Source organism: Glycomyces buryatensis (genome assembly GCF_004912275.1).
In the GTDB taxonomy this organism is placed as follows: domain Bacteria; phylum Actinomycetota; class Actinomycetes; order Mycobacteriales; family Micromonosporaceae; genus Glycomyces; species Glycomyces buryatensis.
The window spans coordinates 129,984-153,175 of record NZ_STGY01000001.1 but is presented as its reverse complement, the minus strand read 5'-3'; the positions used below and the strand labels follow the sequence as shown (position 1 = coordinate 153,175).

The window sequence follows — 23,192 nt, the reverse complement described above, 5'->3', positions numbered from 1 at the left end:
TCAGACTACCCGATATCGACCAGTGCCCCTGGGTGCGGCGGTTTGCTAATCTGACTCACGCCGATCGACCTCCGAGTGAAGCAGGGCGCACCGTGTCTGAGACGACTCCGACCACTCACACGTTCCAAGTGGACCTGCGCGGGCTGGTGGATCTCTTGTCGCACCACCTGTACTCGTCCCCGAAGGTGTACGTCCGTGAGCTGCTGCAGAACGCGGTCGACGCCATCACCGCGCGCCGCGCCTTCGAGCCCGCCTCGCCCGGCGAGGTCCGCATCTGGACCGACGGGCACCGCCTGACTATCACTGATCCCGGTGTGGGGCTGACGGCTCCGGAGGTGCACCAGCTGCTGGCGACCATCGGCGGATCCTCCAAACGCGACGAGGAGATCGAGGGCGCCCGGCGGGACTTCCTGGGCCAGTTCGGGATCGGACTGCTCGCCTGCTTCACCGTCGCCCGCACCATCACCGTCACCTCGCGTTCGGCGAAGGACCCGGCGGCCGCCGCGGTGCGCTGGACGGCCCGAGACGACGGCTCCTACACGGTCACCGAGCTTCCGGACGGCGAGATCCACGAGGTCGGGACGGTCGTGGAACTGGTCGCCCGCCCGGGTGAAGACTGGTTCGCGCCTTCCAAAGTCATCGAGCTCGCCCGCGAGTACGGCTCGCTCCTGCCGGTCGAGGTCACGGTCGAGGGCGGGGAGGGCCCGGTGCGGATCACCGACACCCCGCCGCTGTGGGAGCGGGAATGGCCGAGCACGACGGCCCGCCGCGTCGCGCTCAATGAGTACTGCGAGAACGTCATGGGCTTCTCGCCGCTGGACGTCATCGACCTGGATGTGCCGATCGCGGGCGTCAAGGGCGTCGCGTTCGTGCTGCCGCACGCGACCAGCCCGTCGGCGCGCGGCGCGCACCGCGTCCACCTCAAGCGGATGCTGCTGACCGCCGGCGCCGACAACCTGGTGCCGGAGTGGGCGTTCTTCGTGCGCTGCGTGGTCGACACGGATTCGCTGCGGCCCACCGCTTCCCGCGAATCGCTCTACGACGACGCGGCGCTGGCGCTGGCGAGGGACGCGATCGGCGCGCAGGTCCGCGACTGGCTGGCCGACATGGCCGCGAGCGACCCGACCCGGCTGGAGGCGTTCCTGGCGGTCCACGAGCTCGGCGTGAAGGCCCTCGCCCGCCACGACGAGGAGCTGCTGGAGACGATGCTGCCGTGGCTGCGGTTCGAGACGACCGCCGGTTCGGTGAGCCTGGTCGACTTCGTCCGCGCGCACCAGCCGATCTACTTGGCCACCAGCGTGGACGAATACCGGCAGGTCGCCCAGATCGCGGCCGCGCAGGGCATCGGCGTGGTCAATGGCGGCTACACCTACGACACGGAACTGGTGCAGGCCCTGCCGCGCCTGGACCCCGAGGCGAAGGTGGAAGTGCTGGCGCCGGGCGTCATCTCCGCCAGCCTGGACCCGCTCGACGTGGACGCCGAACTGGGCCTCCAGTCGTTCCTCAATGCGGCGCGCGCCCGATTGGCCCCGGTCGACGTCGACGTCGTGGTCCGCGAGTTCAACCCGGTGTCGGTCCCCGCGCTGCTGCTGGACGACCGGGACGCCCGCCGGGAACGTCAACGCGCGGAGGCCGAGGCCGAGGCCGACGACCTGTGGGGCGGCATCCTCGCCTCCATCAAGCAGCACGGTCCCCGCGCGCAACTGGTGCTCAACCACCGCAACCCCACCGTCCGCCGCGTCAGTGCCATCGGCGACCCCGAACTGGCCGGGACCGCGGTCGAATCCCTCTACGGGCAGGCGCTCCTGTTGAGCCACCGCCCGCTGCGGAGCGCTGACACGGCGCTGCTCAACCGTTCTTTCATGAACCTCCTGGAACACCTCACCAGCGATTAGGTGCCCTCCATGAACCCGCTCACACACATTACAAAGGACTAAGATGTCGACTCCGGACCCCGGTGAGATCTGGCGGCTCCTCAACGAAGCCCGCTTCGAGGACGCGAGCGAGGCGAAGGTCGCGGCCCTGGAGCGGGCCGTCGAGGCGGCCGACGCCGTCGGCGATCCGGCGCTGATCAACTACGCCCTCAACGGTCTGGTCGACGCCTACGAGTTCTCCCGCGACTCCACCCGCATCCTGGTGCCCTTCGCGCGCATGCTCCGCAACTTCGACTCCCAGCCCGAGCACTTCGACGCCTACCTGACCCGGTCGCTGTACTGGACGTTCAAGTGGATCGTCGACAAGATGATCGAGCAGCCCGACGTCCCGCTCGAATCCATCGAGCACTGGCTGTCCGAGATGCGCCGCCGCTACGCCGAGGCCGGCTACTCCGAGCACGCCCCGTGCACCTACGAGATGCAGCTGGCCTTCCACATCGGCGACTACGACCGCGTCGCCGCCGCGATCGAAGCGCTCGGCGAGGCCGAAGAGGACGAGATGTCCGACTGCGCCGCCTGCCAGTACTCCACCCTCGCCACCATCGTGTTCTACGCCGAAGACGACTCCGCCGACGCCGCCATGGAGATGCTCGAACCGGTCCTCGCCGGCGACTACTCCTGCGCCCACGAACCCCACTACGCCCTCGCCCTGTCCCTGCTGCCCCTGGTCGAACTCGGCCGGGCCGACGAGGCCCGCGGCAACCACCTGCGCGGCTACACCATGGTCAAGGGCAAAGAGGACATGGTCACGATGGTGACCCTCCACGTCGAGTTCTGCGCCCTCACCGGCAACGAGGCCCGCGCCGTCGAGATCCTCGCCGACCACGCCCGCTTCTACGACCTCGACCTGGGCGTGCGCGACCGCCAGCGGCTCATGGAGGTCACCGTCCTCACCTGCCGCCGCCTCGCCGCCCTCGGCCACGGGGACGCCGTCCTACGCGGGCCCGGCGGCCGCGACTGGACCGCCGCCGAACTCCTCGACTGGGCCGAGAACGAACGGAAGCTGATCGTCGCCCGCTTCGACGCCCGCAACGGCAACGACCACCACTCGACCCTCTCCACCTGCGTCATCGACTCCACCCCCTACGAGAAGTTGGTGCACCTGGGGCTCAAAGAGATCCCCCGCCGCGAACCGGCCGCCCCGCCGGTCCAGGCGCCCGTCGCCGGGCCCGACCTCGACCAGGCCATCGACGCCGCCTACAGCGCCTACGACGACTGCTCGTTCGACACCTGGAAGGCCTGGCTGCGCGTCGGATCGATCGCCGACTCCCTCGGCATCGAACTCATCGCCGAGCACCGCGCCGAAATCGCCCACGCCGAAGCGGCCGAAGCCACCGAACCGGCCGTCATCCTCGACGGACTCGCCCGCGCCTCCGAACTGTTCCGCGTCGCCGGCCAGCCCGGCCGCGCCCTCGTCGCCGACGCCTTCACCCTCGTCCAACACGCCAAGACCGCACCCGACACCGTCCCCGACGGCGCCCGGCGCATCGACGAGACCGCCCAGAACCTCAAGGCGGAAGGCCTCATCGACGACCGCAGCTTCCACACCGGCCGCGTCCTGGCCCTGCGGGCCGAATGCTTCGCCGCCGAAGCCGACCTCGACGCCTTCCGCGCCCACCTCTACGAGCGCATCACCGCGATCGACGCCGAGCTGTTCCCCTTCGGCGAGGCCCGCTGGGCGCTCATCCGCCGCTGCGAACTCATCGCCCTGCGCGCCCACCTCGAAACCGACACCGAGATCAAGACCGACACCCTGCGCGGCGGCGTCGGGCTCGCCCGCACCTCCGGCTCCGGCTGGGCCCTCGCCCGCGCCGACGCCGACCTGGCCGACCAGATCGCCTTCACCGGCGACTTCGCCAAGGCCCTCGACATCACCCGCGAAGGCCTCGCCGCCCTCGGCGACGAACCCAGCCACAACCTCGCCGCGAAACTCCACCTACAGGCCGCCGAATTCACCATGCGCGCCGGCGAGCACGCCGCCACCTACGACCACGCCCTCCAGGCCTCCGTCCACTGCGACGCTGCCGCCATGACCGTCCCCGGCGCCGTCGCCCGCCACCTCATGGGCATCGCCCTGGTCGAACAGAACCGCCGCGCCGAAGCCGTCCCGCTGTTGGAGGCCGCCCTCGCCGACCTCCCCGACACCGAACTGTGGCGGGTGTGCAACGTCCGCTTCCACCTCGCCGAGTCCTACGACCAGCTCGACGACACGCGCACCGCCGTCGAGCACGGCCTGTCCGTGCTGGCCCTCGTGGACGCGGCGGGCGCCGACTACCTGGCCAATCTCCGGGCCGACGCGCTGTTCCTCACCGGGGAGCTGCTGGAGAAGCTCGGCGAGCACGACCACGCCTTCGAGGTCTACACGCGGGCGGTCGAGGCGACCGACGCGCTCGGCGAGTACACCGCGTGGGCCCGCGTCAGCCGCGCCCGGGTGTGGCTGCTGCGCACCATCGCCGGCGATGCCGCGTTCGGCGAGGGCCTGCAGACGATGGCGCAGATCGCGGCCCGCCTGCAATCCGTGCGCGGCGAGCGGGAAGCGGAGGAACGCGTCAGGGAGGCGGCCCGCTTCGAGCTCGGCGAGACGTATCGGCAGCACGCCCAGCTGACGTTCCAGTTCCTGGAGAGCCAGGCGGGGGAGGCGGGACTGCGCCGCGAGGAGGCCGAACCGGTACTCGACCTGCAACGCAGGGCCCTGGCGGTCTTCCGAGACGGGACGCTCCTGCTCGAGCGCGCCTCGCTCACCGCCCACCAGACCATGTGGCTGCTCACCGAGCTCGACGACGCGGCCGGCGCGATCAGTGTGGGGGAGGACGCGCTCAGCTGGCTCGACGGGCCGGACCTCGCCGACGCCCGTCAGGGCTTCGAGCAGCATGTGAACGACCTGCGTCAAAGCGGCGCGTGAGGGCCGACCGAACGTGGCCGACCTGCGACAGGGCTAAGGGCCGTGCGAGGTAGGCTTGCTCAGCGATGGCCGCGGCGACTTCTGACGCGCCGCGAAACCGGTTCGACCGGCGGCCATTCGTCGAACAATCTGTTCTGAGAACTCACTCGCAGTCTCACCGACCGCCAGCCGGATCGAGAGGAATCATCGTGTCCCAAGACCGTACCGACGCGCTTATCAGCCTGAGCAAACGCCGCGGCTTTGTCTTCCCCAGCTCGGAGATCTATGGGGGAACCCGCTCGGCTTGGGACTACGGACCGCTCGGTGTGGAGCTCAAGGAGAACATCCGCCGCGAGTGGTGGAACGCGATGGTGCGCGAGCGGGACGATGTCGTCGGACTCGACTCGGCAGTGGTCCTTAACCCCCAGGTGTGGGAGGCCAGCGGGCACATCAAGGAGTTCACCGACCCCTTGACCGAGTGCCAGTCCTGCCACAAGCGCTACCGCGCCGACCACCTCATCGAGGCCTACCAGGAGAAGCACGACGGCCGCGAGCCCGAGGGCGGCCTGTCCGACCTCGCCTGCCCCAACTGTGGTGCCCGCGGCTCCTTCACGGAGCCGCGCATGTTCAACGGCCTCATGAAGACCTACCTCGGCGCGACCGAGGAGAGCGAGAACGAGCACTTCCTGCGCCCCGAGACCGCGCAGGGCATCTTCGTCAACTTCACCAACGTCATGACCTCCGCGCGCAAGAAGCCGCCGTTCGGCATCGCCCAGACCGGCAAGAGCTTCCGCAACGAGATCACCCCCGGGAACTTCATCTTCCGCACCCGTGAGTTCGAGCAGATGGAGATGGAGTTCTTCGTCGAGCCGGGCACCGATGAGGAATGGCACGAGTACTGGCTCCAGCAGCGCTGGAACTGGTACGTCGACCTGGGCCTGTCCGAGGAGAACCTGCGGCGCTACGAGCACCCCAAGGACAAGCTCAGCCACTACTCCAAGCGCACCGTCGACATCGAATACCGCTTCCAGTTCGGCGGCAGCGAGTTCGGCGAGCTCGAAGGCATCGCGAACCGCACCGACTTCGACCTGTCGACCCACGCCTCCCACTCCGGCGCCGACCTGTCCTACTTCGACCAGGCCAAGGGCGAGCGCTGGACCCCGTACGTCATCGAGCCCGCGGCGGGCCTGACCCGCTCGGTCCTGGCGTTCCTGATGGAGGCCTACGACGTTGACGAGGCCCCGAACACCAAGGGCGGCGTCGACAAGCGCACCGTCCTGCGCTTCGACCCGCGCCTGGCGCCGGTCAAGGCCGCGGTGCTTCCCCTGAGCCGCAACGAGCAGCTCTCGCCGAAGGCCAAGGACCTCGCCGCCCGCCTGCGCCGCCACTGGAACGTCGACTTCGACGACGCCGGCGCCATCGGCCGCCGTTACCGCCGCGCCGACGAGATCGGCACGCCGTACTGCATCACCGTCGACTTCGACACCCTCGAAGACCAGGCCGTGACCATCCGCGACCGCGACACGATGAAGCAGGAACGCGTCTCCCTCGACCAGGTCGAGGGCTACCTCATCGAGCGCCTGTAGAGGCAGTACTCACTTGTAGGGGCCGATCTCGATCCGATCGAGGTCGGCCCCGTCCGGTACGAGCCCCGCGGGCAGCTCCAAGAACTGCGTCGACGTCCCCGACGGCACCAACAAGTAGTTGCTCAGCCAATCCGAGGGCGAGAACGGGTCGCCCACCGCCGGCATTCCACCCACGATCCGACCCTGCGCGTCGCGGAAGATCACCCCGACCCGGACGTCCACCATGGGTTCATCGTCCGCCGGCATCGTCACCCGGAATTCCACCCGGGATCCCTCCGGAACGAACAGCGGCTCGACCCCCACCACCTCGATCTCGGGCGGCCCCGGCCATTCGTAGCCGACGTCCGCCCCGCCGTGATCCACCAGGAACGACTGCTCCGCAACCAGCTGGAGCTCATCGAGGTCGACGCCGGCGGCGCTCCCCTCCAGGACCGCGCCCACCGGCATCTCGGACCCGGCCGGAATATAGTCCAAATAGAGTTCCCCAAGCTTGACCGTCGCACCGTCCTCGCCCGGCCCGTTCACCGTCAAGACCCCGGGAAGCAATTCCTTGTCGTTCGGATTCCGAAGCACCGCACCGACACTCACGTGCGTCCCGCCGTCGGAGTCGGTCACCGTCCCGAACCCGACCTCCGCGATCTCCAGTTCACCCGGGGTCTCCGAATACGAGTTGGTGTGCCGCACGCTCTCATCGGACATGTCAATCTCGTCCACAGGAGACACACGTTCGTCGAGATCCGAACCCGGCCCCACCGCGGCCCCCAGCAACACCAGCGAAACCACCACTGCGACAACGAATGGCAGCCGCGGCCACATCTCAGCAATGTGGTGCCACTGCAATGCGAGGCGCGGCAGCGCCCGCACGCCGGCGGCGACGCGACGAATCGGGGGCATGAGTTCCTTGTTGAACACGACTAGACTGGAGTTCCCAACGGTAGCAGTCTGATCCACAGGAGTCACGGTGTCAGATCCGCCATCGTCCGAACCGGGACCGGAATTCGCGATCGACCTCGACGCCGGCGCCGAGGCCGTCCCCGAATCCACCACCTCGGCCCGACGCATCCGAATCCCCAACTCCGCCTTGGCCATCGCGGCCACCATCATCACCCTCACCGCCGCCGTCATCGCCACGATTCGATACTCCGACGAACCCCTGGCCGCGGCCACCGTCAGGGCCTTCCTCGAGGCCGTCCACGACGGCGACGTCGAAGGCGCCCTGGCGCTGACCGACGAACCCGACGCCCAAGGCGACTTCCTCGTCCCCGAGGCGCTCGACTCGCGCTGGCACATCAACACCATCGACCAGGTCGAATATCGAAGCGACGAGACGGGCACCGTGGCTCAGGTGTACGCCGAGATCGAGGCGGACGACGGCACCAAGCTGGGGCACCGCTACTCGGTCCAGATCAGGGGCGAACGGGCCCGGATCGCCAACCCGTTCATCGAAGCCGACTACTACCCCACGGTCGGGCACCTGGAGCTCAATGGCGTCTCGGTGAAGTCCGGTGGAGAGCTGAAGATGCGCCTGCTCCCGGGCCTGTACACGCTGTACGAGACCGTGCCCGATACCTTGAAGGTCGAAACGCGGTCTGCGCTGGCGCTGGGTGGAAAGTTCCGCCAGCTCGGCGAGGAGTACACCTCGGACTTCCTGCCGTGGGTGGAGGTCAGAGCCACCGAGTCGGGCCTGGCCGAGGTGGAGTCGCTCGTCCACGATCGCCTGGCCGGATGTGCGGTGGAGCCGGAGCTGGAGGGCTGCCCGTTCAATCTGCCGCAGGACGACCAGCGCGAGGTCGCGGTGGCGCCGGGCGCGGAATGGGAGGTCGTCGCCTATCCGACGTTCGTGCTCAACGCCTGGTACGAGGAGGACCGGGGATTCCAGCTGGTGACGGTGGAACCGGGGCGGGCGAGCGTGGCGGTGGACGTCACCGAAGAGGACGGCTCGACGCGGCGAGCGGTGCTGGGCTGCTCCATCTGGGTGGAGCACCTGTATGCGGCCTTCGACTTCGAGGGCGGCGTGACGCTGGAAACGGGCGAGGGCGTCGACCGGACTTGCAATGCGATGGTCGAGGCGAGCTGACCGAGTCACGGCGCCATTGAAGAGGGGCATCGCAGTCGGGATTACCGAGCGGTGTCTCCGAATGGCCCTTGTGGTTGTGGCGGGAATTCAGCTGGTTTCGTGGAGGAGCCCGAGTGTTTCAGAGTTTGGAGGTATTTGAACGATTGGCCGCTCGGGGTCCCATTCCGCGGGACCGAGAGTGGTGGGTGACGGTGTTCATATTAACCGTTCGGGTTGTGGAAGGGCGTTCGTGTCGTACCCGGTCTTTAGCATTGAGCGCGTGGGTAAGCAGGTCGTGCAGGTGAAGCTGGTGCCGACGCCGGTTCAGGCGGCGGCGTTGGCGGCGACCCTATCGGCGGTGAATGTGGCCGCGAACTGGACCTCGGGCGTCGCTTTTGTTCATGGGGTGCCGCGTGAGTACGCGCTGCGGCAGCATACATACGCCGAGTTGAAGGCTCGTGGGCTCGGCTCCCAGATCGCGCAGTTGGTCATCAAGAAAACCTGCCACGCCTACGCCACGATCGCCGGACTTATCAAGACCGGGCGGCTACAAGGGAAACGCGCTGCGAAGGCCACCGCGAAGCCGGTTGCCTTCCGAGCCGAGGCGGCGCAGGCCTTCGATGACCGGTGTCTGTCGTGGCAGTACGACGCTCGGACGGTGTCGATCTGGACCGTGGCGGGCCGGATGCGCGGCATCGCCTTCACCGGCCACATCGACCAGCTGAAGCTGCTGGAGGAGCACCGACGGGGCGAATCGGACCTGGTCTTTCGCGATGGGAGCTGGTACCTAATGGCGACCGCCGAGGTCGCAGATGCTGCACCGAACACAAACCCGGGCGACTTCATCGGCGTCGATATGGGCATCGTCAACATCGCAGCCACCTCCGATGGCGACAACTACGAAGGCGAGGGCCTGCGGCGCTATCGCAGACGGATGGCGAAGGTCCGAGCCGAGCTGCAGGCGAAAGCCACTAAGTCGGCGAAGCGGAAGCTCAAGGCTCGTTCACGCCGGGAGGCACGGGCGGTCAAGGACAACAATCATCGGATCGCGAAGCAGCTTGTTGCAAAGGCTGAACGCACCGGTCGTGGGATCGGGCTCGAAGAGCTCAAGGGGATCCGCGATCGGGTACGGCTCACAGCCGCCCAGCAAGGCGAGCTCAACTCGTGGTCTTTCTACCAGCTCCAGGCATTCATCGCTTACAAGGCGAAACGTGCCGGGGTACCGGTCGTGGTGATCGACGCCCGAAACACTTCGCGGCGGTGCCCTCTATGCGGGCACACCGAGAAAGCCAATAGACCTACTCGAGATGTTTTTGCCTGTGTCGGCTGCGGACTCGCTGCTGCCGCCGACCAGGTAGCCGCGGTCAATGTCAGGGATCGCGCACGTATGACTTGGGCTTTTGTCAATACGCCTAATGTCGCCGATACGCCGCAGCCAGCGGCGGGCACGAGCGACAAACTACCGGCCTCAACCGGTAGTAGTTGACTCGCCGTGGATGACGCAGTCGCAGTCGATCACGGAGGCGGGGTCGAATTCGCCGGTGTGGGTGATGGAGTAGTGGACCTTGCTCTCCGAGGTCCACAAGGAGGCGGGGCTGGCAGGAACTGCCGCCGTCTCGACGGGCCGGGTCGGTTCACCAGCCTCGAGAGAGGCGGTCTCCAATTGCTGGGCCATTGGTGTCATTGCTCCTTCGTTCTACGAGCTAAACGCAGCAGCCGCTCACATGGTTTCGGGTTTGAGAGCGGTCTCACAGCGCACTCGCTTTGCCCAGGGTAACCGCTCTTTGCGACGGTCGCATGCCCGATTCGTGCCACGACCGCCGCTCCAAGCCCTTCGTATGACCAACAATTGTCCGAAATGGCAGAGTATTTCACCAGGAAGCTTTGCGCACTCCGGGCAATTCACCCCGATGCGCCATCTCCCTGAGTCGGACACGCGACAGTCCGAATTTGCGATAGACGGCCCTGGGGCGCCCGTCGACGGCGTCGCGAGTGCGCAGCCGCGAGGGGGAGGAGTCGCGGGGGAGCCGCTGGAGGCTCCGCACGGCCTCGGCGCGGGCGTCCGGGTCGGTGTCAGGGTGGGAGATGATCCGCTTGAGCTCGGTCCGCCGCTCCCGGTACCGGTCCACCAGTACTTCGCGTCGGCGCTGCCTGGCGATCGCGCTTTTCTTTGCCATGGGCCTACCGCTCCTCTCTACAGTGCTTCTCGGTTCCGCTCGTCACTAGCGTTCCTCGCGAAACTCAACGTGCTTGCGCACCACCGGGTCGTACTTGCGCAGGACCATCCGATCGGGGTCGTTGCGGCGGTTCTTCCTGGTCACGTACGTGTATCCGGTGCCGGCCGTGGATCGCAGCTTGATCACGGGCCGGATGTCGGTGCTCTTGCTCGCCATCAGACCTTCCTTCCCTGTGAGCGCATCCGCGCGACGACCGCTTCGATCCCGTCGCGGTCGATGATCTTGATCCCCTTGGTCGACACCCGCAAGTTCACGTGCCTGCCCTCGCTGGGCAGGAAGTAGCGCTTGTGCTGCAGGTTGACGTTCCACCTGCGCTTGGTCTTGTGCTTGGACCAGGGAACGTTGTTGCCGAAGCCGGGTCCGGCGCCGGTCACATCGCATTGTCTGGACATGTCGTTCTCCTTCCGATCGTGAATACTATAATGACAATCGTTTTCAATAGATCGGAGGTCCCATGTCCCAGCTCGCCCAACCGGGAGCCGGCACCGAGAACGTCGCCGACCTGCGCCCGGCGCTGACGCTCCTGACCGGCTTCTCACCGAAGGCCACCCGCGCGACCGCGGACCTGCTCATGCGGGCCGACCCGACGCTGTTCGTCGTCACCCACGACCTCACCGACCTGCTCACCGGCGGCCGCGTCCACCGCATCGTGGAAGACGGCTCCGGCGTGGTCGAGGACGAGCACCTCACGCTCGACCACGGTTGCCTTTCCTGCACGCTCCGCGAGGACGTCATCCCCACCCTGGTGCGCCTCGCCCGCGCCAATCCCGGACGCGACCTGGTCCTGGTCCTGCCGCCCGCGCTGGAACCGGAATCCGTCGCCTCGGTGTGCTCCTGGAGCCACGTCGACGGCGAGCCGGTCGCCGAGGTGCTGCGGCTCGACTCGGTGGTGGCCGTGTGTGATCCCCAGATCGTTCCGGCCTCGCTCGATTCGGCCGATGACCTGGCCGATCGCGCGCTCCACGCCGCCGACGACGACTCGCGCTCGGTCGCGGATGTCGTCGCCCGCCAGATCGAGTACGCCGACACCGTCGTGCTCTGGGCTCCCGACGACGATCCCGACTTCGAGCACGCCCGCCTGTCGGTCCTGCTCCAGCGGCTCAACCCGTGGGCCCGTCACCTCGTCGTCGACCTCGCGGAGCCGGCCTGGGTGTCCTCCCGGCTGCGCCGCACCGGCGGCTTCGACCCCGAGGGGCCGGACCTGTACGGACGCGGGCTGGAGGGTTATGCGGTCGGATGCCATGAGCCCGAGGCGGACTGCGGTGTCGTCGCGACGGTCTTCAAGTCCCGGCGGCCGCTCCACCCCGAACGTTTCCATGCCGCGCTGCCGACCCTGACCGGGCAGACGCTGCGTGGCCGCGGTCACCTGTGGCTCGCGAGTCAGCCCGATCAGGCCGTAGCGTGGGAGTCGAGCGGCGGAGGCGTTTCGATGGGGGAGCTGGGGCCCTGGCTCGCCGCCACCCCCGACGCCGACTGGGCGGAGTCGAGCCCGGAGCGGCGCGTCAATGCCGATCTGCATTGGGACACCGATTTCGGCGACCGCGACGTGCAATTGGCGTTCGTCGGGCTGCACTTCGATCCGGACGAGCTGACCCAGGTGCTCAATGCCTGCCTGCTGACGGACACCGAATTGGCCGCCGGCCGAGAGGCGTGGCGGGAATACCAGGACCCGTTCGCGGGTTGTTTCGAATCGAAAGACCAGCAGTGAGGAACCAGAGATGAAGCAGGGCATTCACCCGGACTACGGCTATGTCGTATTCCGCGATCGAGGCGCCGACTACTCCTTCCTGACCCGCTCTACAGCCTCCTCGAAGGAGACCGTGGAGTGGGAGGACGGCAACACCTACCCGGTGATCGACGTCCAGATCTCCGCGGCGTCCCACCCGTTCTGGACCGGCAAGAGCCGCACCCTGGACGACGAAGGCCGAGTCGCCAAGTTCTACAAGAAGTACGGCAAAGCGCCGAAGCAGCAGGACTAGAGCCCGACGCGCGAACCGCGCCGAGCCGCTAGCCGAGGGGACCTCCAGGCACCAGGGGGTCCCTTCTCCGTGTGCGGCTCAGCCGCCGGACGTCTCGAGTTCGGCGCCCTCGGGGACGGTGCAGTCGTCGCGGTCGTCCAGCCAGCCCTCGGGGAGGGTGACTTTCGCGGGGCTATTGGTGCGCCCGCGCGGCTTGCCGATCGTGGACTCGGGGAAGGGCGCGTCGGCGTCGAGCTTGCCGAGCAGGTCGTCGAGTTCGGCGAGGCTGGAGGTCATCGCGAGCGAGCGGCGCAGCTCGCCGCCCACCGGGAACCCCTTGAGATACCAGGCGATGTGCTTGCGGAACTCCTTGCAGCCGTGCTCCTCGGCGGAGATGTTCCGGCGGGCCTCGTAGGACTCGGCCGAACCGATCCACTCGACCAGGAGTCTGGCGTGCCGGGCCATGACGGACGCGACCTCGCCGAGGCTCGGCAGGCGCCGCTCGGCGCGGCCGTTGAAGGCGGCCTCCAGGTCGCCGAACAGCCACGGCCGGCCCAGGCAGCCGCGCCCGACGACCACCCCGTCGCAGCCGGTCTCATCGACCAGGCGCAGCGCGTCGTCGGCCTCCCAGACGTCGCCATTGCCGAGCACGGGGATGTCGAGGGCGGCCTTGAGGGAGGCGATGGCCTCCCAGTCGGCGGTGCCGGAGTAACGCTCGGAAGCGGTGCGGCCGTGGAGGGCGACCCAGGCGACGCCCGCGTCCTCGGCGATCCTGCCCGCGTCGAGGTAGGTCAGGTGATCGTCGTCGATGCCCTTGCGCATCTTGACGGTGACGGGGATGCCGGCCGGGGCGGCCGCGGTGACGGCGGCGGTCACGATCTGGCGGAACAGCTCGCGCTTCCACGGCAGCGCCGAGCCGCCGCCGCGACGGGTGACCTTGGGGACGGGGCAGCCGAAATTGAGATCGATGTGGTCGGCCAGGTTCTCGCTGACGACCATGTCGACGGCGCGGCGCATGGCGACCGGGTCGACGCCGTAGAGCTGGAGGCTGCGGGTCTCCTCGTCGGGGTCGAACTCGATGAGCCGCATGGTCTTCGGGTTGCGCTCGAGGAGCGCGACGGTGGTGATCATCTCGCACACGTATATGCCCGCGCCCTGCTCGCGGCAGAGTTTGCGGAACGGGAGGTTGGTGATGCCGGCCATCGGGGCCAGCACCACGGGCGGGTCGACGGGCTTGCCCGCGAGCGAGAGCTGAGTGGTCACCGGTCGATTATTCCAGCAGCGCCGCGCGCGGCCAAACGAGTGTGACGAGGGTGGACGAGAGCGGGCGGGCCGGGCATTCCCGGCGCTTGCCTTCAAATCGGACCCATGGGGTCCCCCCCACTATCAATGGTGCCGGGAGGGTCCGACATCGCCGGCCCGCCGCAATTCATCGCCGCGACCCGTCGAGCCGAAACGGCTGCGGTCCCCGGCGATATCGCCGGGGACCGCAGCCGTTGGTGCGTTCGCTATTGCGGCAGGTCGACCGTCACCGAGGTGCCGAACGGATTGCCCTCAACTTCGTAAGCCCCCGCGTAGCTGATCGCGCCGTCCTCGCCGATTCCGGCGCCGCCGGCCGTCTGGCCCGCGCCGACCAGGTACGAGTGGAGCGCCTGGCCGCCGAAGTCGGCGACCAGCAGCATCGTCGCCGAGCCCGAGTAGCCCTTCGCCTCGAGCGCGGGCGTCTCGGACGCGCACAGCGGGTCGGTCAGGCGCTGGTCGGCCAGCTCCCGCGTGACCTCGCCGCCCGACACCCAGCTCACCTTCGCGTCGCCGCGGCTGGTGGCGATGAACTCGCCGCTCTGCGCGCCGACCACCAGGCAGGTCGGGTTGGCCCCGACCTCGGTGGCGGACTGCTCGGCCAGTTCGGAATCGAGCTCGTGGACCACGCCGTCGCCGGTGGCGACGGCCAGCACGTCCTCGGTGGCGGCCACGTCGGCGATGCCGCCTTCGAGGTCCACCGGGTCGCCGGCCGCGGCGTCGAAGGCGAACTCGGCGCCCTCGTAGTGCTGCGCCGCCAGGCCCGCGAGCGTCGAGGCCAGGTCGATGCGGGTGACCTGCCCTTCGGCGAGCGAGCCGACCAGCGCGTAGCCGGAGGTCGCGACGGTGTCGGCGTGCGCACCGTCCTCGATCGTGGCGCGGCTCAAGGAGAGCGAGCCCGACGAGTTCGACCACGCGTCGACCGAGGTCGGCGCGGTGAACGGCAGTTCCACGACCCCGACGGTCTCGGCCGCGCCGAAGGCGCCGGTGTTCGGAAGGCCCGCGTACGGCTCGGACCAGCTGGACTGGTACTTGCCGGCCTGGTCGGACAGCGCGACGACGACCAGCGAACCGGTCTGCGACTCGGGCTGCCAGGTCGTCACGAGCGCGAGTTCATTGCCGTCGGTGAGCGCGACATCCGTGGGGACGTGGCCGTCCGGCAGTTGCAGACAGGTGCCGCCCTGGGCGCCGCTGATGCCGGTGGTGGCGATGATGCCGCTGGAGAACGCGATCACCGAGTGGGCGTTGACCTCCGCGCTCTGCTCGGGGCGCGCGAGCGCCACGGGCTTGCCGAGGTCGGTGCCGAGCTCGGCGATGCAGTCGGCGGTCGAGCCGTCCTGCAGTTCGAGCTCGGGGTGGCCCTCTTCGGAGAACCGGCCGCCGGCCCGCGGGGTCAGGCCCAGCTGGCTGTCGGTCGCCTCGACGGTGGTGACGTGGTCGACGCCGGAGAGATCGGCGTCGTCGCTCGCGTAGGCGAGCTGGCCCTGGATGCTGCGGTCGGTGTCGCCGAGCAGCGGTTCGGAGGCGATCGCGTCGCCACCGGCCTGCGCGAGCTCCTCGGAGGCGCCGTTCTCGCCGGCGGTGCCGTAGCGCCATTCGAACCATTCGGCGGTGCCGACGGACCCGGCGAGTTCGGTGTAGCGCTCGGGGGTGAGTTCGTCTCCGGCGCCGGGGTTCGCGCCGCCCGAGTCGCCGTCGCCGCCCTGGTCGCCGGGCTCGTCGGGCGGTGCCCCGGAGCCGAGCATGAGGACGATGCCGATGATCAGGCCGAGTGTGATGAGCCCGCCGATGCCGTAGATGGCATAGCGGACGCCGCGGTGGGTCGGCGGAGCGGTGACGGTGCGGCGCTCCTCCGGTTGCGGCGGTGCGGGTTCGGCCGGGGCGGCCTCATGCGGCGGGGCCGTATCGGCCTGGCGCTGCTCGGGAACGCCCGGGGCCGACGGGTAGGCGGACTCGGGCGCGGGAGGCTGGTGCTCCGGCGCGTACGCGTCGGCTCCCCCGAAGGGCTGCTCCTCGCGCTGGTACGGGTCGCTCTGAGCGGCCCCCGGGGCGCGAAGGTCGGCGAAGTACTGCTCGTCCTGCGACATTCCGCCCTGGTAGGGCTGCTGCTCGGGAGCGTAGGGGTTCGCCTGCGGCGCTTCGGCTTGGAAGCCCTCGTGGCCGAAGCCCTCGTTCCGTGCGGGCTCGGGCTGGTACGGCTGGGAGCCGAAGGCCCCGCCCTGGCCGGTCTCGGGCGCGAAGGCGTCGGGCTGCGGTGCCCCGAAGGCATCTGCCTGCGGCGCACCGTAGGCGTCCGCCGGGGGTGCCCCGAAGCCGTCAGCTTGCGGAGCTCCGTACGCGTCGGGTTGCGGATTGCCGTACGCCTGCGGGTCGGATCCATAGGGGACCGCGTTCGGGTCCGGGGAGTACGACTGGTCGGCCGGGCGCTCGGGCTCCAGATCGGCGGGCACTCCGGAGTCGCGCCAGGCGGCGCCGCCATTGGAGATGCCCCAGCCGGAGTCGGCCTGCGCGGACTGCTGGCTGATCCACTCGGAGTTCTCCCGCGGAGGCCACTGGTCGGAGAAGTCCGGGCGCTGGGTCTCGGCGGTCGGGGGACCGGCGGGATAGGAGACGGGTCCGCCCAAGTCGGAGTCGGCCCACTCGGACTTGACCGGGGGCTCGGTGAGCCATTCGCTCTGACGCGGGGGCTCGGGTTCGGCTCCCCAGCCGGTCGGCTGCGGGGCCTCGGGCTCGGTGCTGCGAGGCGGGAAGCTCGCACCGAGATCCGAACCGCCCCAATCGGACTGACGTGGGACTTCGGGTTCGGCGCGGCGCTTTCCGAAGGCGTCGGCGATGCCGGAGCCCGCACCGGGGTCGCCGTAACCGGCGGACGCCGGTGGCGCCTGCTGGTAGGGATCGGCCTGCGGCGGCACTCCCTCTGGTGGCTGCGCGTCCTCCTGCGGAGGGGGCGGCACATGCCCCACCCCGCGGGTGGTGATGCGGGGCGGATTGGTGGGTGTGGCCGTCGGCTCACTGGCCGGAGGCCAGGAAGGCGGCTGCTCGGGCGTTGGGTCCGGCATGATAGGCGACTCTAGCTGATTGGCGAGCACAACCGTGAGGCGTGGTCGGGAAAGACTCGACTGAGGAACATGGTACAGCTGGACGTCTACCTGCGCGAGCCTTCGACCTGGCGCTCCCTTGCGGCCATTGGTCTCTAGTGAATCCCGCCACCGCGGCGACGCTCCCGCCGCCGTCCGGCGGCCCGGGGTTTCGGGGCTCGCACTGGGGTCGCGGTCCGGTGTTCGCCATCCTGTGTTCACAAGGCGGTGCTCCCAAGCCTGTGCTCACAAGTTGGTGCTCACAAGTACCCGGCAGCGGCTGGGTTCTTGTCGGACGCGGCAGGCAGAATGGTCGGGACATGGGAATGAGGTGAGCAGTGGCGGGGCGGATCCGGGATGCCGATATTCAGCTGGTGCGGGAGCGGGTGGATATCGCCGACGTGATCGGCGAGCGCGTCACGCTGCGCAATGCCGGTGGTGGCAACCTCAAGGGGCTCTGCCCGTTCCATGACGAACGCTCCCCGAGCTTCAACGTCACCCCGGCGCGCGGCGTCTACCACTGCTTCGGCTGCGGGGTCGGCGGCGACGCCATCACCTTCCTCACCGAGATCGACGGACTCAGCTTCGTCGAGGCCATCGAACGCCTGGCCGTCCGCGCCGGGATCAAACTGACCTATGAGGACATCGACGGCCGGGTCCAGCGCGGCCCGTCCGCGCAGCCGGGACTCAAGCAGCGCCTGCTCGACGCCCACGCCGCGGCCGCCGAGTTCTACACAAGTGGGCTGCTCAAACCCGAGGCGCAGATCGCCCGCCAGTTCCTCACCGGGCGCGGCTTCGACCGCGACGCCGCCGCGACCTTCGGTTGCGGTTACGCCCCCGACTCCTGGGATGCGCTGTCGAAGCACTTGCGCTCCAAAGGATTCAGCGCCGAGGAGCTGACCAATGCGGGTCTGTCCAAGCCTTCGCGCTCCGGCAGCCTCATCGACCGCTTCCGCCGCCGTCTGGTGTGGCCCATCCGCGACTCTTCGGGCGCGACGATCGGCTTCGGCGCCCGCAAGCTCTTCGAGGATGACCAGGGGCCCAAATACCTCAACACCCCAGAGACCCCGCTGTACAAGAAGTCGCAGGTCCTGTACGGGATCGACCTGGCGCGTAGGGAGATCGCCAAGAGCGGGCGGGTGGTGATCGTGGAGGGTTACACGGACGTCATGGCCTGCCATCTCGCCGGCGTCCCGGTCGCGGTCGCGACCTGCGGCACCGCCTTCGGCTCGGAGCACATCCGGGTGCTGCGGCGGTTCCTGTTCGACTCCGAGTCGGCCGATGGGCGCATCATCTTCACCTTCGACGGCGACGAAGCCGGCCAGCGCGCCGCCCTCAAGGCCTTCGATGAGGAGCAGCGGTTCGTCTCCCAGACGTATATCGCGGTCACTCCCGGCGGCCAGGACCCGTGCGAGCTGCGCCAGAGCGCGGGCGACGCGGCGGTTCGCGAACTGATCGAGCGGCACACGCCGCTGGTGCAGTTCGCGCTCGACCGCGAGATCGCCAAGCACGACCTGGACACCGCGGAGGGCCGCCTGCATGCGATCCGCGCGATCGCGCCGCTGCTGGCACGCGTGAAGGACCGCGGCCTGGTCGAGGAGTACATCGGCGACTACGCCGGGCGGCTCGGTAAGGAGAAGGCGGAGCTGCGCCGCGCGGTGGCGGGGGCCGCCGCGGGTCAGCAGGCGCCCGCCGAGGCCGCGAGGCCGCGGCGTCCGCGGGATGCGGATTCGACGCAGCTGCGGGCGCAGCGCGAGCTGCTGAAGGTCGCATTGCAGCATCCGCAGGTCGCGGGGCCGTACTTCGATGCGGTCGACTCAGTGCCGTATACCGATCCGAACTACCGGGCGGTGCGCGAGGCGATCGACGCGGCCGGGGGAGCGGCGCAGGCCGCGGCAGGTCCGAACTGGATTGCCGCGGTCGGCAGTGCCTGCGGGGAGATCGCGGCGCAGGCCATGGTGAACGAGCTGGCGGTGGAGCCGCTGCTCATTCAGGGGGAACCGGATGGGCTGTACGTGCGGCCGATCCTGGCGCGGATTCAGCGACCGGTGGTCGAGGAGGAGCTGGCGGATTTGAAGCGGCGGTTGCAGCGCATCAATCCGACGACGGACAAGGACGAGTACATGTCGCTGTTCGGGAAGCTCATGGGCCTGGAGCAGCATGCCAGGTCACTGAGGGACCAGTCCGCGGGCGACGGCTGATCCAGTGGCAGCCCCAGTTGGCTGGACCCGGACCTTCGACCAGTCCGCGGTTGATGGCTGATCGGCCGGAGGCGAACTGCTTTAAGGCGTAATGGAAGAGGGGCGGGACGCTTCGCGTCCCGCCCCTCTTCCATTACGTTGGAACCTCATTCGAGCGGTTCGTTCTCGGATGCGGCGGAGTCGAAGAGGCCGTTTGGAAGGTCATCCATGGTGAGGACGCGGCCGTCCGCGAAGTGAAGTTCGACGGGGCCGAACATCAGGTAGAAGCGGAGCGCGGTGACGGCGCTGTTGTGCTTGCAGAAGTTGCCCCCAACGGTGGGGTAGACGGTGCTGGAGAACGCCCCGAGGCCGGGGGAGTCGTAGCCCGCGGCGATGACGCCGGGGCAGTGCGACAGGTGAGTGCCGAGGTCATCGCCGCATTCGGCGCAGCGGATGGTGAACGACTGCGGCTCGTCGCTGGAATCGAGTTTGGCAGTGTCGGTCGGATCGATGACAATGGGTGCAGACACGGTTTTTACCTCCGCTGTCTAAGACCGGGGCGGGACTGGACCTACGAAATCGGGTCCCGCCCCGGTCGGCTTCAATGAAGGGCGTGAAATGTCCGCCCGCAAGAACTCCCTCCCCGGAATCCCGTGATGGACCTCTCACACCTGATTGATATGGTGGCATGATTGTCACCGGAATACAAGTTTGCATTCGAGTTTCTTCGAGAATTTTCACTCAATCGCGTGAGGAGTTGTCTCATGACGCGTGTTACAGGTCCCGGCCCCAGCTTGAGGTCTCAATGGCTTGGTGAGCGGATGCGACGCATCCGCAAGGGTCTTCGCATCCCCCAGCAGGAAGCCGCTGACCACATTCAGCGGAACAACAGCATGCTTGGCCGATACGAGTCCGGTGAGATCCCCTTCCGCCGGAACGATGTCATCGATCTCCTCGACTTCTACGGGGTATCCAGCGAGCTGGAGCGCAACGGGTTGCTTCAGCTTTGCGACGAGGTCTGGCGCAAGGACTGGTGGGACCCGCACACCGATGACTTCGGGCAGGACTTCGTCGACATCCCCTGGCTCGAATCTCGTGCTGAGCGAATTTGCGTCTACCAGCACATCATCGTGCATGGTTTGCTCCAGACCCGCGAGTACGCCGATACCCTGATTCGTTATGGCGCTGGGGAACGCACTCGTGAGGTGCAGATCGCCAAGTGGATCGATCTCCGCATCGAGCGGCAGCACGTGCTTCACAAGGATGACCCGACTCGGTTCGCGATCGTGCTCGAAGAGTCGGCTTTGGTGCGCCCGGTGGGCCGCAGGGAGGAAATGCAGGCTCAGCTGCGGCTTTTGGCAGAGCTGGGCGAACTGGAGAACATCGAGGTTCAGGTGATTCCGACCGCTGTCGGACCTCACGCTGCACTTCGAGGCAGCTTCCAGCTCTATGAGATGCCGGACCCGTATCCAGACGTCGCCCATGTCGAGACTGTGGGTGGCTCGCTCTACATCGAGGAGCCAACCGTGAGTCATATCCGGGAGGTGTGGAAAGATCTGGTTGAGAGTGCGTTGTCTCCTGAGGAGTCGAACGCGCTGGTCAAGCGGTATTTGGAGGGTGAAGAATGAAGACCGGCACTGAGCAGGAGCTCTCGAACCAGGAGCTGGCCGGGATTCGCTGGAGGAAGAGCAGCCGCAGCCAGAGTGACAACGGCCAGTGCGTTGAGGCCGGGCCGATTGCCGACGGCTCCGGGCGGGTCGCGGTGCGCCACTCCCATCACCCCGAAGGCTCCGTGATCGTCTACACCCGCGCCGAGTGGGACGCCTTCCTGGCCGGAGCCAGGGACGGCGAGTTCGACTTCACGGAGTGAAGCAGGAAGCACTGTGTAGGTTCTCAAACCCCGCCACAGATTCTCAGTGACGATGGCAGGGGCGTGGCAGATCTGCCACCGGAGTGAGACAACCCGCCTCAGTGAGTCTTTGTCAGGGGGGCGGAAAGCGGACTCGCTCCTACCAGGAGAGCACCCACGAACCGGGCCCCTTCAACATCAGGCGGCTATCGCCGCTCCGGTCCGCCGAACCGAAGGAGCACGGCGTGAGCGCAGCGGGCAAACCAATCGCTGTCCTGGCTCAGATGCCCAAGCGCCCGGGCCTGACGTTCCGAGGCATTACCGGGGAACCACCGGCCGCCGTTTTCCGCGTCCCGAAGGTGTTGCCGACTTCGCAGGATCCGAGGGTGGCCAGTGAGAACTTCACCGCGGATCATCTGGCCGCGATCCTCACCCGGACCGGCCGCCTGGTATCACGGATGTCGGCGCATCCGAACGAGCGCGAGATCGTGCTGCTGCCGGGCGTCCTGTTGCAGCCCATCGGCACTCTCGCGGTTCCCGGACTCGCGTCGGAGCTCGTCATCTTGGAGGAGATCGGCGACGCCCTTGACGGGACCGCGAATACCGGGCCGATCGGACAACTGCCGACCGGCCGCGATGAGCTCCTTGCGCATATCACTGCCGTGGTGACCTTCGCGTTGGACGGACCACCGGTCAAGATCCACTCGCCCGGAAAATTCACCCCCAGAACTGCCCCCACGTCGGCACATCTCCCCACAGTGGTCGGATCGGAGTTGACCAGCTCTGTGGCCGTGGACAAGTGGCTGCGACCCCGGATAGTCCACGGCGAACGCCTGAGCAGACCGTACTTCCGGTTGTGGGACCCTTACCCCAATCCGGTTGAAGGCGACTTCTCGCTGGCAGGGGGCCGAGACAAGGTTCGTCTGCTCGCCGAGGCGCTGATGGGGTTGGGCTGGCCGATCAATGCCGAGCCGACCGGGGTGTCGATCCGAACCCCCGTCGGCCCGATAGGACTGCTTGCGACACGCGATGCACCAGGCGACGGCGGGCCAGACACCTACGTGGTGTCGACCGCGTCAGAGGCTCGGCCGGTCTATATCGGTGACACGTTTCAGGTGGCTGTCGAGCTGATCCGCGCGCTGGCGGACGAGGTGGGCGAGATGGTCGAGGACCACCGCATTCAGATCGGTTGCCCGGGGCAGAAGAACGATTTGACCTATGTCGGCGGGGCTTGGCGGGGCATCCACGGCGAGGCCCGGGGCGAAGAGTACGTACATCGTGCAGCCGCTGCCACCCGGGCCGCCATCGACCGCGTGACGATCTACTCAGGTGGTTTCGACCTACGAGCTTTCGCCGAGGCGGCAGGTCACCGCACCTGGTCGCTCAGCACCAATGACTTGCTGTGCATCGGCGATTTGGAGGTCCAGAAGTATCTCAGCGTCATCGGCGCCGACGGGTTCGCCGTCGAATCGACCTCCCGTGGCGGACCGCGACGCCCGGAAGGCGTCTTCACTGACCTGGTCGACGCAATCCGCTACCTGGCCATGGACATCGGTTCCTTGTGGCGCTCAGAGCAGCGGATGCCGAGGCTCGGTGCGGCCACTCCGCCGGCCGGTGTCGTCATGGAAGGCGAGACCGTCCGGGTCGGGGAGCGCACCGCCAAGTTTCCCGCGTCCACCAGCGGCCGGGCCAAAGCCGCGGAGTTCGCGGGCCTAGCCGAGTTGTCGCCCGCCGAGATCGCGGCCCGGTATGCGCCGGAGCTGGTCGCCTGAGCCTTGGCCGCATATTCCTGGTGACGGTCGGCACTGGGGGCAATGTCTTTCGTTTAGGGCGCCCGCGCGGGTGGCGGTTCACTGCCGGATTTGCGGGTGGTGTTGTGGCGCTTGGGGAGGCCTGCATTGGGGACCGGTGCGTCGGCGGGGCCGGTGTCTGGTGATGGTCGCTGTGCGCCAAAGGCATCGACGACGGCAGCGGTGGGAAGGGGCGGGTCCAACGTGTCCGGCTGCCGGGGGTGGTGGGGCGCCCACGTGCGAAGGTGCGCGGAGGGACGCGGTGCAGGTGATGGTGAGAGGTGTTGTGCTGCAACGACTTCACCGGGAGAATGTGACCGGCGTCTCTTTGTCGTAAGTGGATCC

General features: G+C 68.1%; 19 protein-coding genes. 11 read left to right on the top strand and 8 right to left on the bottom strand.

All coding sequences use genetic code 11. The annotated features are described in order from the left end of the window. The first annotated feature begins 92 nt into the window (after positions 1–92). From FAB82_RS00685 to FAB82_RS00675, 3 genes are all read left to right on the top strand, one after another. Positions 93–1,895: an HSP90 family protein gene (locus FAB82_RS00685; protein WP_211116278.1), complete on the top strand. Its 1,803-nt coding sequence runs from the start codon at positions 93–95 to the stop codon at positions 1,893–1,895. Between the two features lie 43 nt (positions 1,896–1,938). Beyond that, the gene (locus FAB82_RS00680; RefSeq protein WP_136532603.1) at positions 1,939–4,836 is read left to right on the top strand and encodes a hypothetical protein; all 2,898 of its coding nucleotides are present in this window, start codon (positions 1,939–1,941) and stop codon (positions 4,834–4,836) included. 188 nt (positions 4,837–5,024) lie between these two features. Beyond that, on the top strand, positions 5,025–6,401 hold the full coding sequence (locus FAB82_RS00675) for a glycine--tRNA ligase (protein WP_136532602.1): 1,377 nt from the start codon (positions 5,025–5,027) through the stop codon (positions 6,399–6,401). A 9-nt stretch (positions 6,402–6,410) separates the two neighbouring features. Here FAB82_RS00675 and FAB82_RS00670 read toward each other — a convergent pair whose 3' ends face one another. Then, complete coding sequence (locus FAB82_RS00670; RefSeq protein ID WP_136532601.1) at positions 6,411–7,313, bottom strand: hypothetical protein; 903 nt, start codon at positions 7,311–7,313, stop codon at positions 6,411–6,413. A gap of 49 nt (positions 7,314–7,362) precedes the next feature. On the opposite strand from FAB82_RS00670, the gene FAB82_RS00665 reads away from it, so the two are divergent. Further along, positions 7,363–8,478, top strand: coding sequence for a hypothetical protein (locus tag FAB82_RS00665; RefSeq protein ID WP_136532600.1), 1,116 nt, complete (start codon positions 7,363–7,365; stop codon positions 8,476–8,478). Positions 8,479–8,737: 259 nt separating this feature from the next. Beyond that, a complete protein-coding gene (locus tag FAB82_RS00660; protein WP_211116276.1) occupies positions 8,738–9,943 on the top strand; it encodes an RNA-guided endonuclease InsQ/TnpB family protein in 1,206 nt (401 codons plus the stop codon). Here the strand turns inward: FAB82_RS00660 and FAB82_RS00655 are convergent. From FAB82_RS00655 to rpmB, 4 genes are all read right to left on the bottom strand, one after another. Then, on the bottom strand, positions 9,926–10,132 hold the full coding sequence (locus FAB82_RS00655) for a hypothetical protein (RefSeq protein WP_136532599.1): 207 nt from the start codon (positions 10,130–10,132) through the stop codon (positions 9,926–9,928). The two genes, FAB82_RS00660 and FAB82_RS00655, sit on opposite strands and share 18 nt — an antisense overlap. A gap of 196 nt (positions 10,133–10,328) precedes the next feature. Further along, positions 10,329–10,634 carry a 30S ribosomal protein S14 gene (gene rpsN, locus FAB82_RS00650; protein ID WP_136532598.1) on the bottom strand — a complete coding sequence of 102 codons (306 nt, stop codon included), beginning with the start codon at positions 10,632–10,634 and terminating at the stop codon, positions 10,329–10,331. A gap of 45 nt (positions 10,635–10,679) precedes the next feature. Then, positions 10,680–10,850, bottom strand: a complete 171-nt coding sequence (rpmG, locus tag FAB82_RS00645; protein WP_136532597.1) for a 50S ribosomal protein L33 — start codon at positions 10,848–10,850, stop codon at positions 10,680–10,682. Beyond that, complete coding sequence (gene rpmB / locus FAB82_RS00640) at positions 10,850–11,086, bottom strand: 50S ribosomal protein L28 (RefSeq protein ID WP_136532596.1); 237 nt, start codon at positions 11,084–11,086, stop codon at positions 10,850–10,852. Before rpmB ends, rpmG begins: the two co-directional genes overlap by 1 nt. A 62-nt stretch (positions 11,087–11,148) precedes the next feature. On the opposite strand from rpmB, the gene FAB82_RS00635 reads away from it, so the two are divergent. Both FAB82_RS00635 and FAB82_RS00630 read left to right on the top strand, forming a co-directional pair. Beyond that, positions 11,149–12,402: a CobW family GTP-binding protein gene (locus tag FAB82_RS00635; RefSeq protein WP_136532595.1), complete on the top strand. Its 1,254-nt coding sequence runs from the start codon at positions 11,149–11,151 to the stop codon at positions 12,400–12,402. Positions 12,403–12,412: 10 nt separating this feature from the next. After that, on the top strand, positions 12,413–12,673 hold the full coding sequence (locus FAB82_RS00630) for a type B 50S ribosomal protein L31 (RefSeq protein ID WP_136532594.1): 261 nt from the start codon (positions 12,413–12,415) through the stop codon (positions 12,671–12,673). Positions 12,674–12,751: 78 nt separating this feature from the next. Here the strand turns inward: FAB82_RS00630 and dusB are convergent, their stop codons facing one another. Together dusB and FAB82_RS00620 are read right to left on the bottom strand one after the other, a co-directional pair. Beyond that, positions 12,752–13,915, bottom strand: a complete 1,164-nt coding sequence (gene dusB / locus FAB82_RS00625) for a tRNA dihydrouridine synthase DusB (RefSeq protein ID WP_136532593.1) — start codon at positions 13,913–13,915, stop codon at positions 12,752–12,754. A 245-nt stretch (positions 13,916–14,160) separates the two neighbouring features. Beyond that, the gene (locus FAB82_RS00620) at positions 14,161–17,010 is read right to left on the bottom strand and encodes a hypothetical protein (protein WP_136532592.1); all 2,850 of its coding nucleotides are present in this window, start codon (positions 17,008–17,010) and stop codon (positions 14,161–14,163) included. Between the two features lie 356 nt (positions 17,011–17,366). Between FAB82_RS00620 and dnaG the strand changes: the two genes are divergently transcribed. After that, positions 17,367–19,229 carry a DNA primase gene (gene dnaG / locus FAB82_RS00615; RefSeq protein ID WP_136532591.1) on the top strand — a complete coding sequence of 621 codons (1,863 nt, stop codon included), beginning with the start codon at positions 17,367–17,369 and terminating at the stop codon, positions 19,227–19,229. 146 nt (positions 19,230–19,375) lie between these two features. Here dnaG and FAB82_RS00610 read toward each other — a convergent pair whose 3' ends face one another. Further along, a complete protein-coding gene (locus FAB82_RS00610; RefSeq protein WP_136532590.1) occupies positions 19,376–19,738 on the bottom strand; it encodes a hypothetical protein in 363 nt (120 codons plus the stop codon). A 234-nt stretch (positions 19,739–19,972) separates the two neighbouring features. On the opposite strand from FAB82_RS00610, the gene FAB82_RS00605 reads away from it, so the two are divergent. The 3 genes from FAB82_RS00605 to FAB82_RS00595 all read left to right on the top strand — a co-directional run bounded on the left by FAB82_RS00605 (position 19,973) and on the right by FAB82_RS00595 (position 22,829). Then, complete coding sequence (locus FAB82_RS00605) at positions 19,973–20,836, top strand: helix-turn-helix domain-containing protein (RefSeq protein WP_136532589.1); 864 nt, start codon at positions 19,973–19,975, stop codon at positions 20,834–20,836. Then, entirely contained in the window at positions 20,833–21,078 is a 246-nt protein-coding gene (locus FAB82_RS00600) for a DUF397 domain-containing protein (protein ID WP_136532588.1), read from the top strand. The genes FAB82_RS00605 and FAB82_RS00600 overlap by 4 nt, the downstream gene beginning before the upstream one ends. A gap of 224 nt (positions 21,079–21,302) precedes the next feature. After that, the gene (locus FAB82_RS00595; RefSeq protein ID WP_136532587.1) at positions 21,303–22,829 is read left to right on the top strand and encodes a hypothetical protein; all 1,527 of its coding nucleotides are present in this window, start codon (positions 21,303–21,305) and stop codon (positions 22,827–22,829) included. Positions 22,830–23,192: the final 363 nt, after the last annotated feature.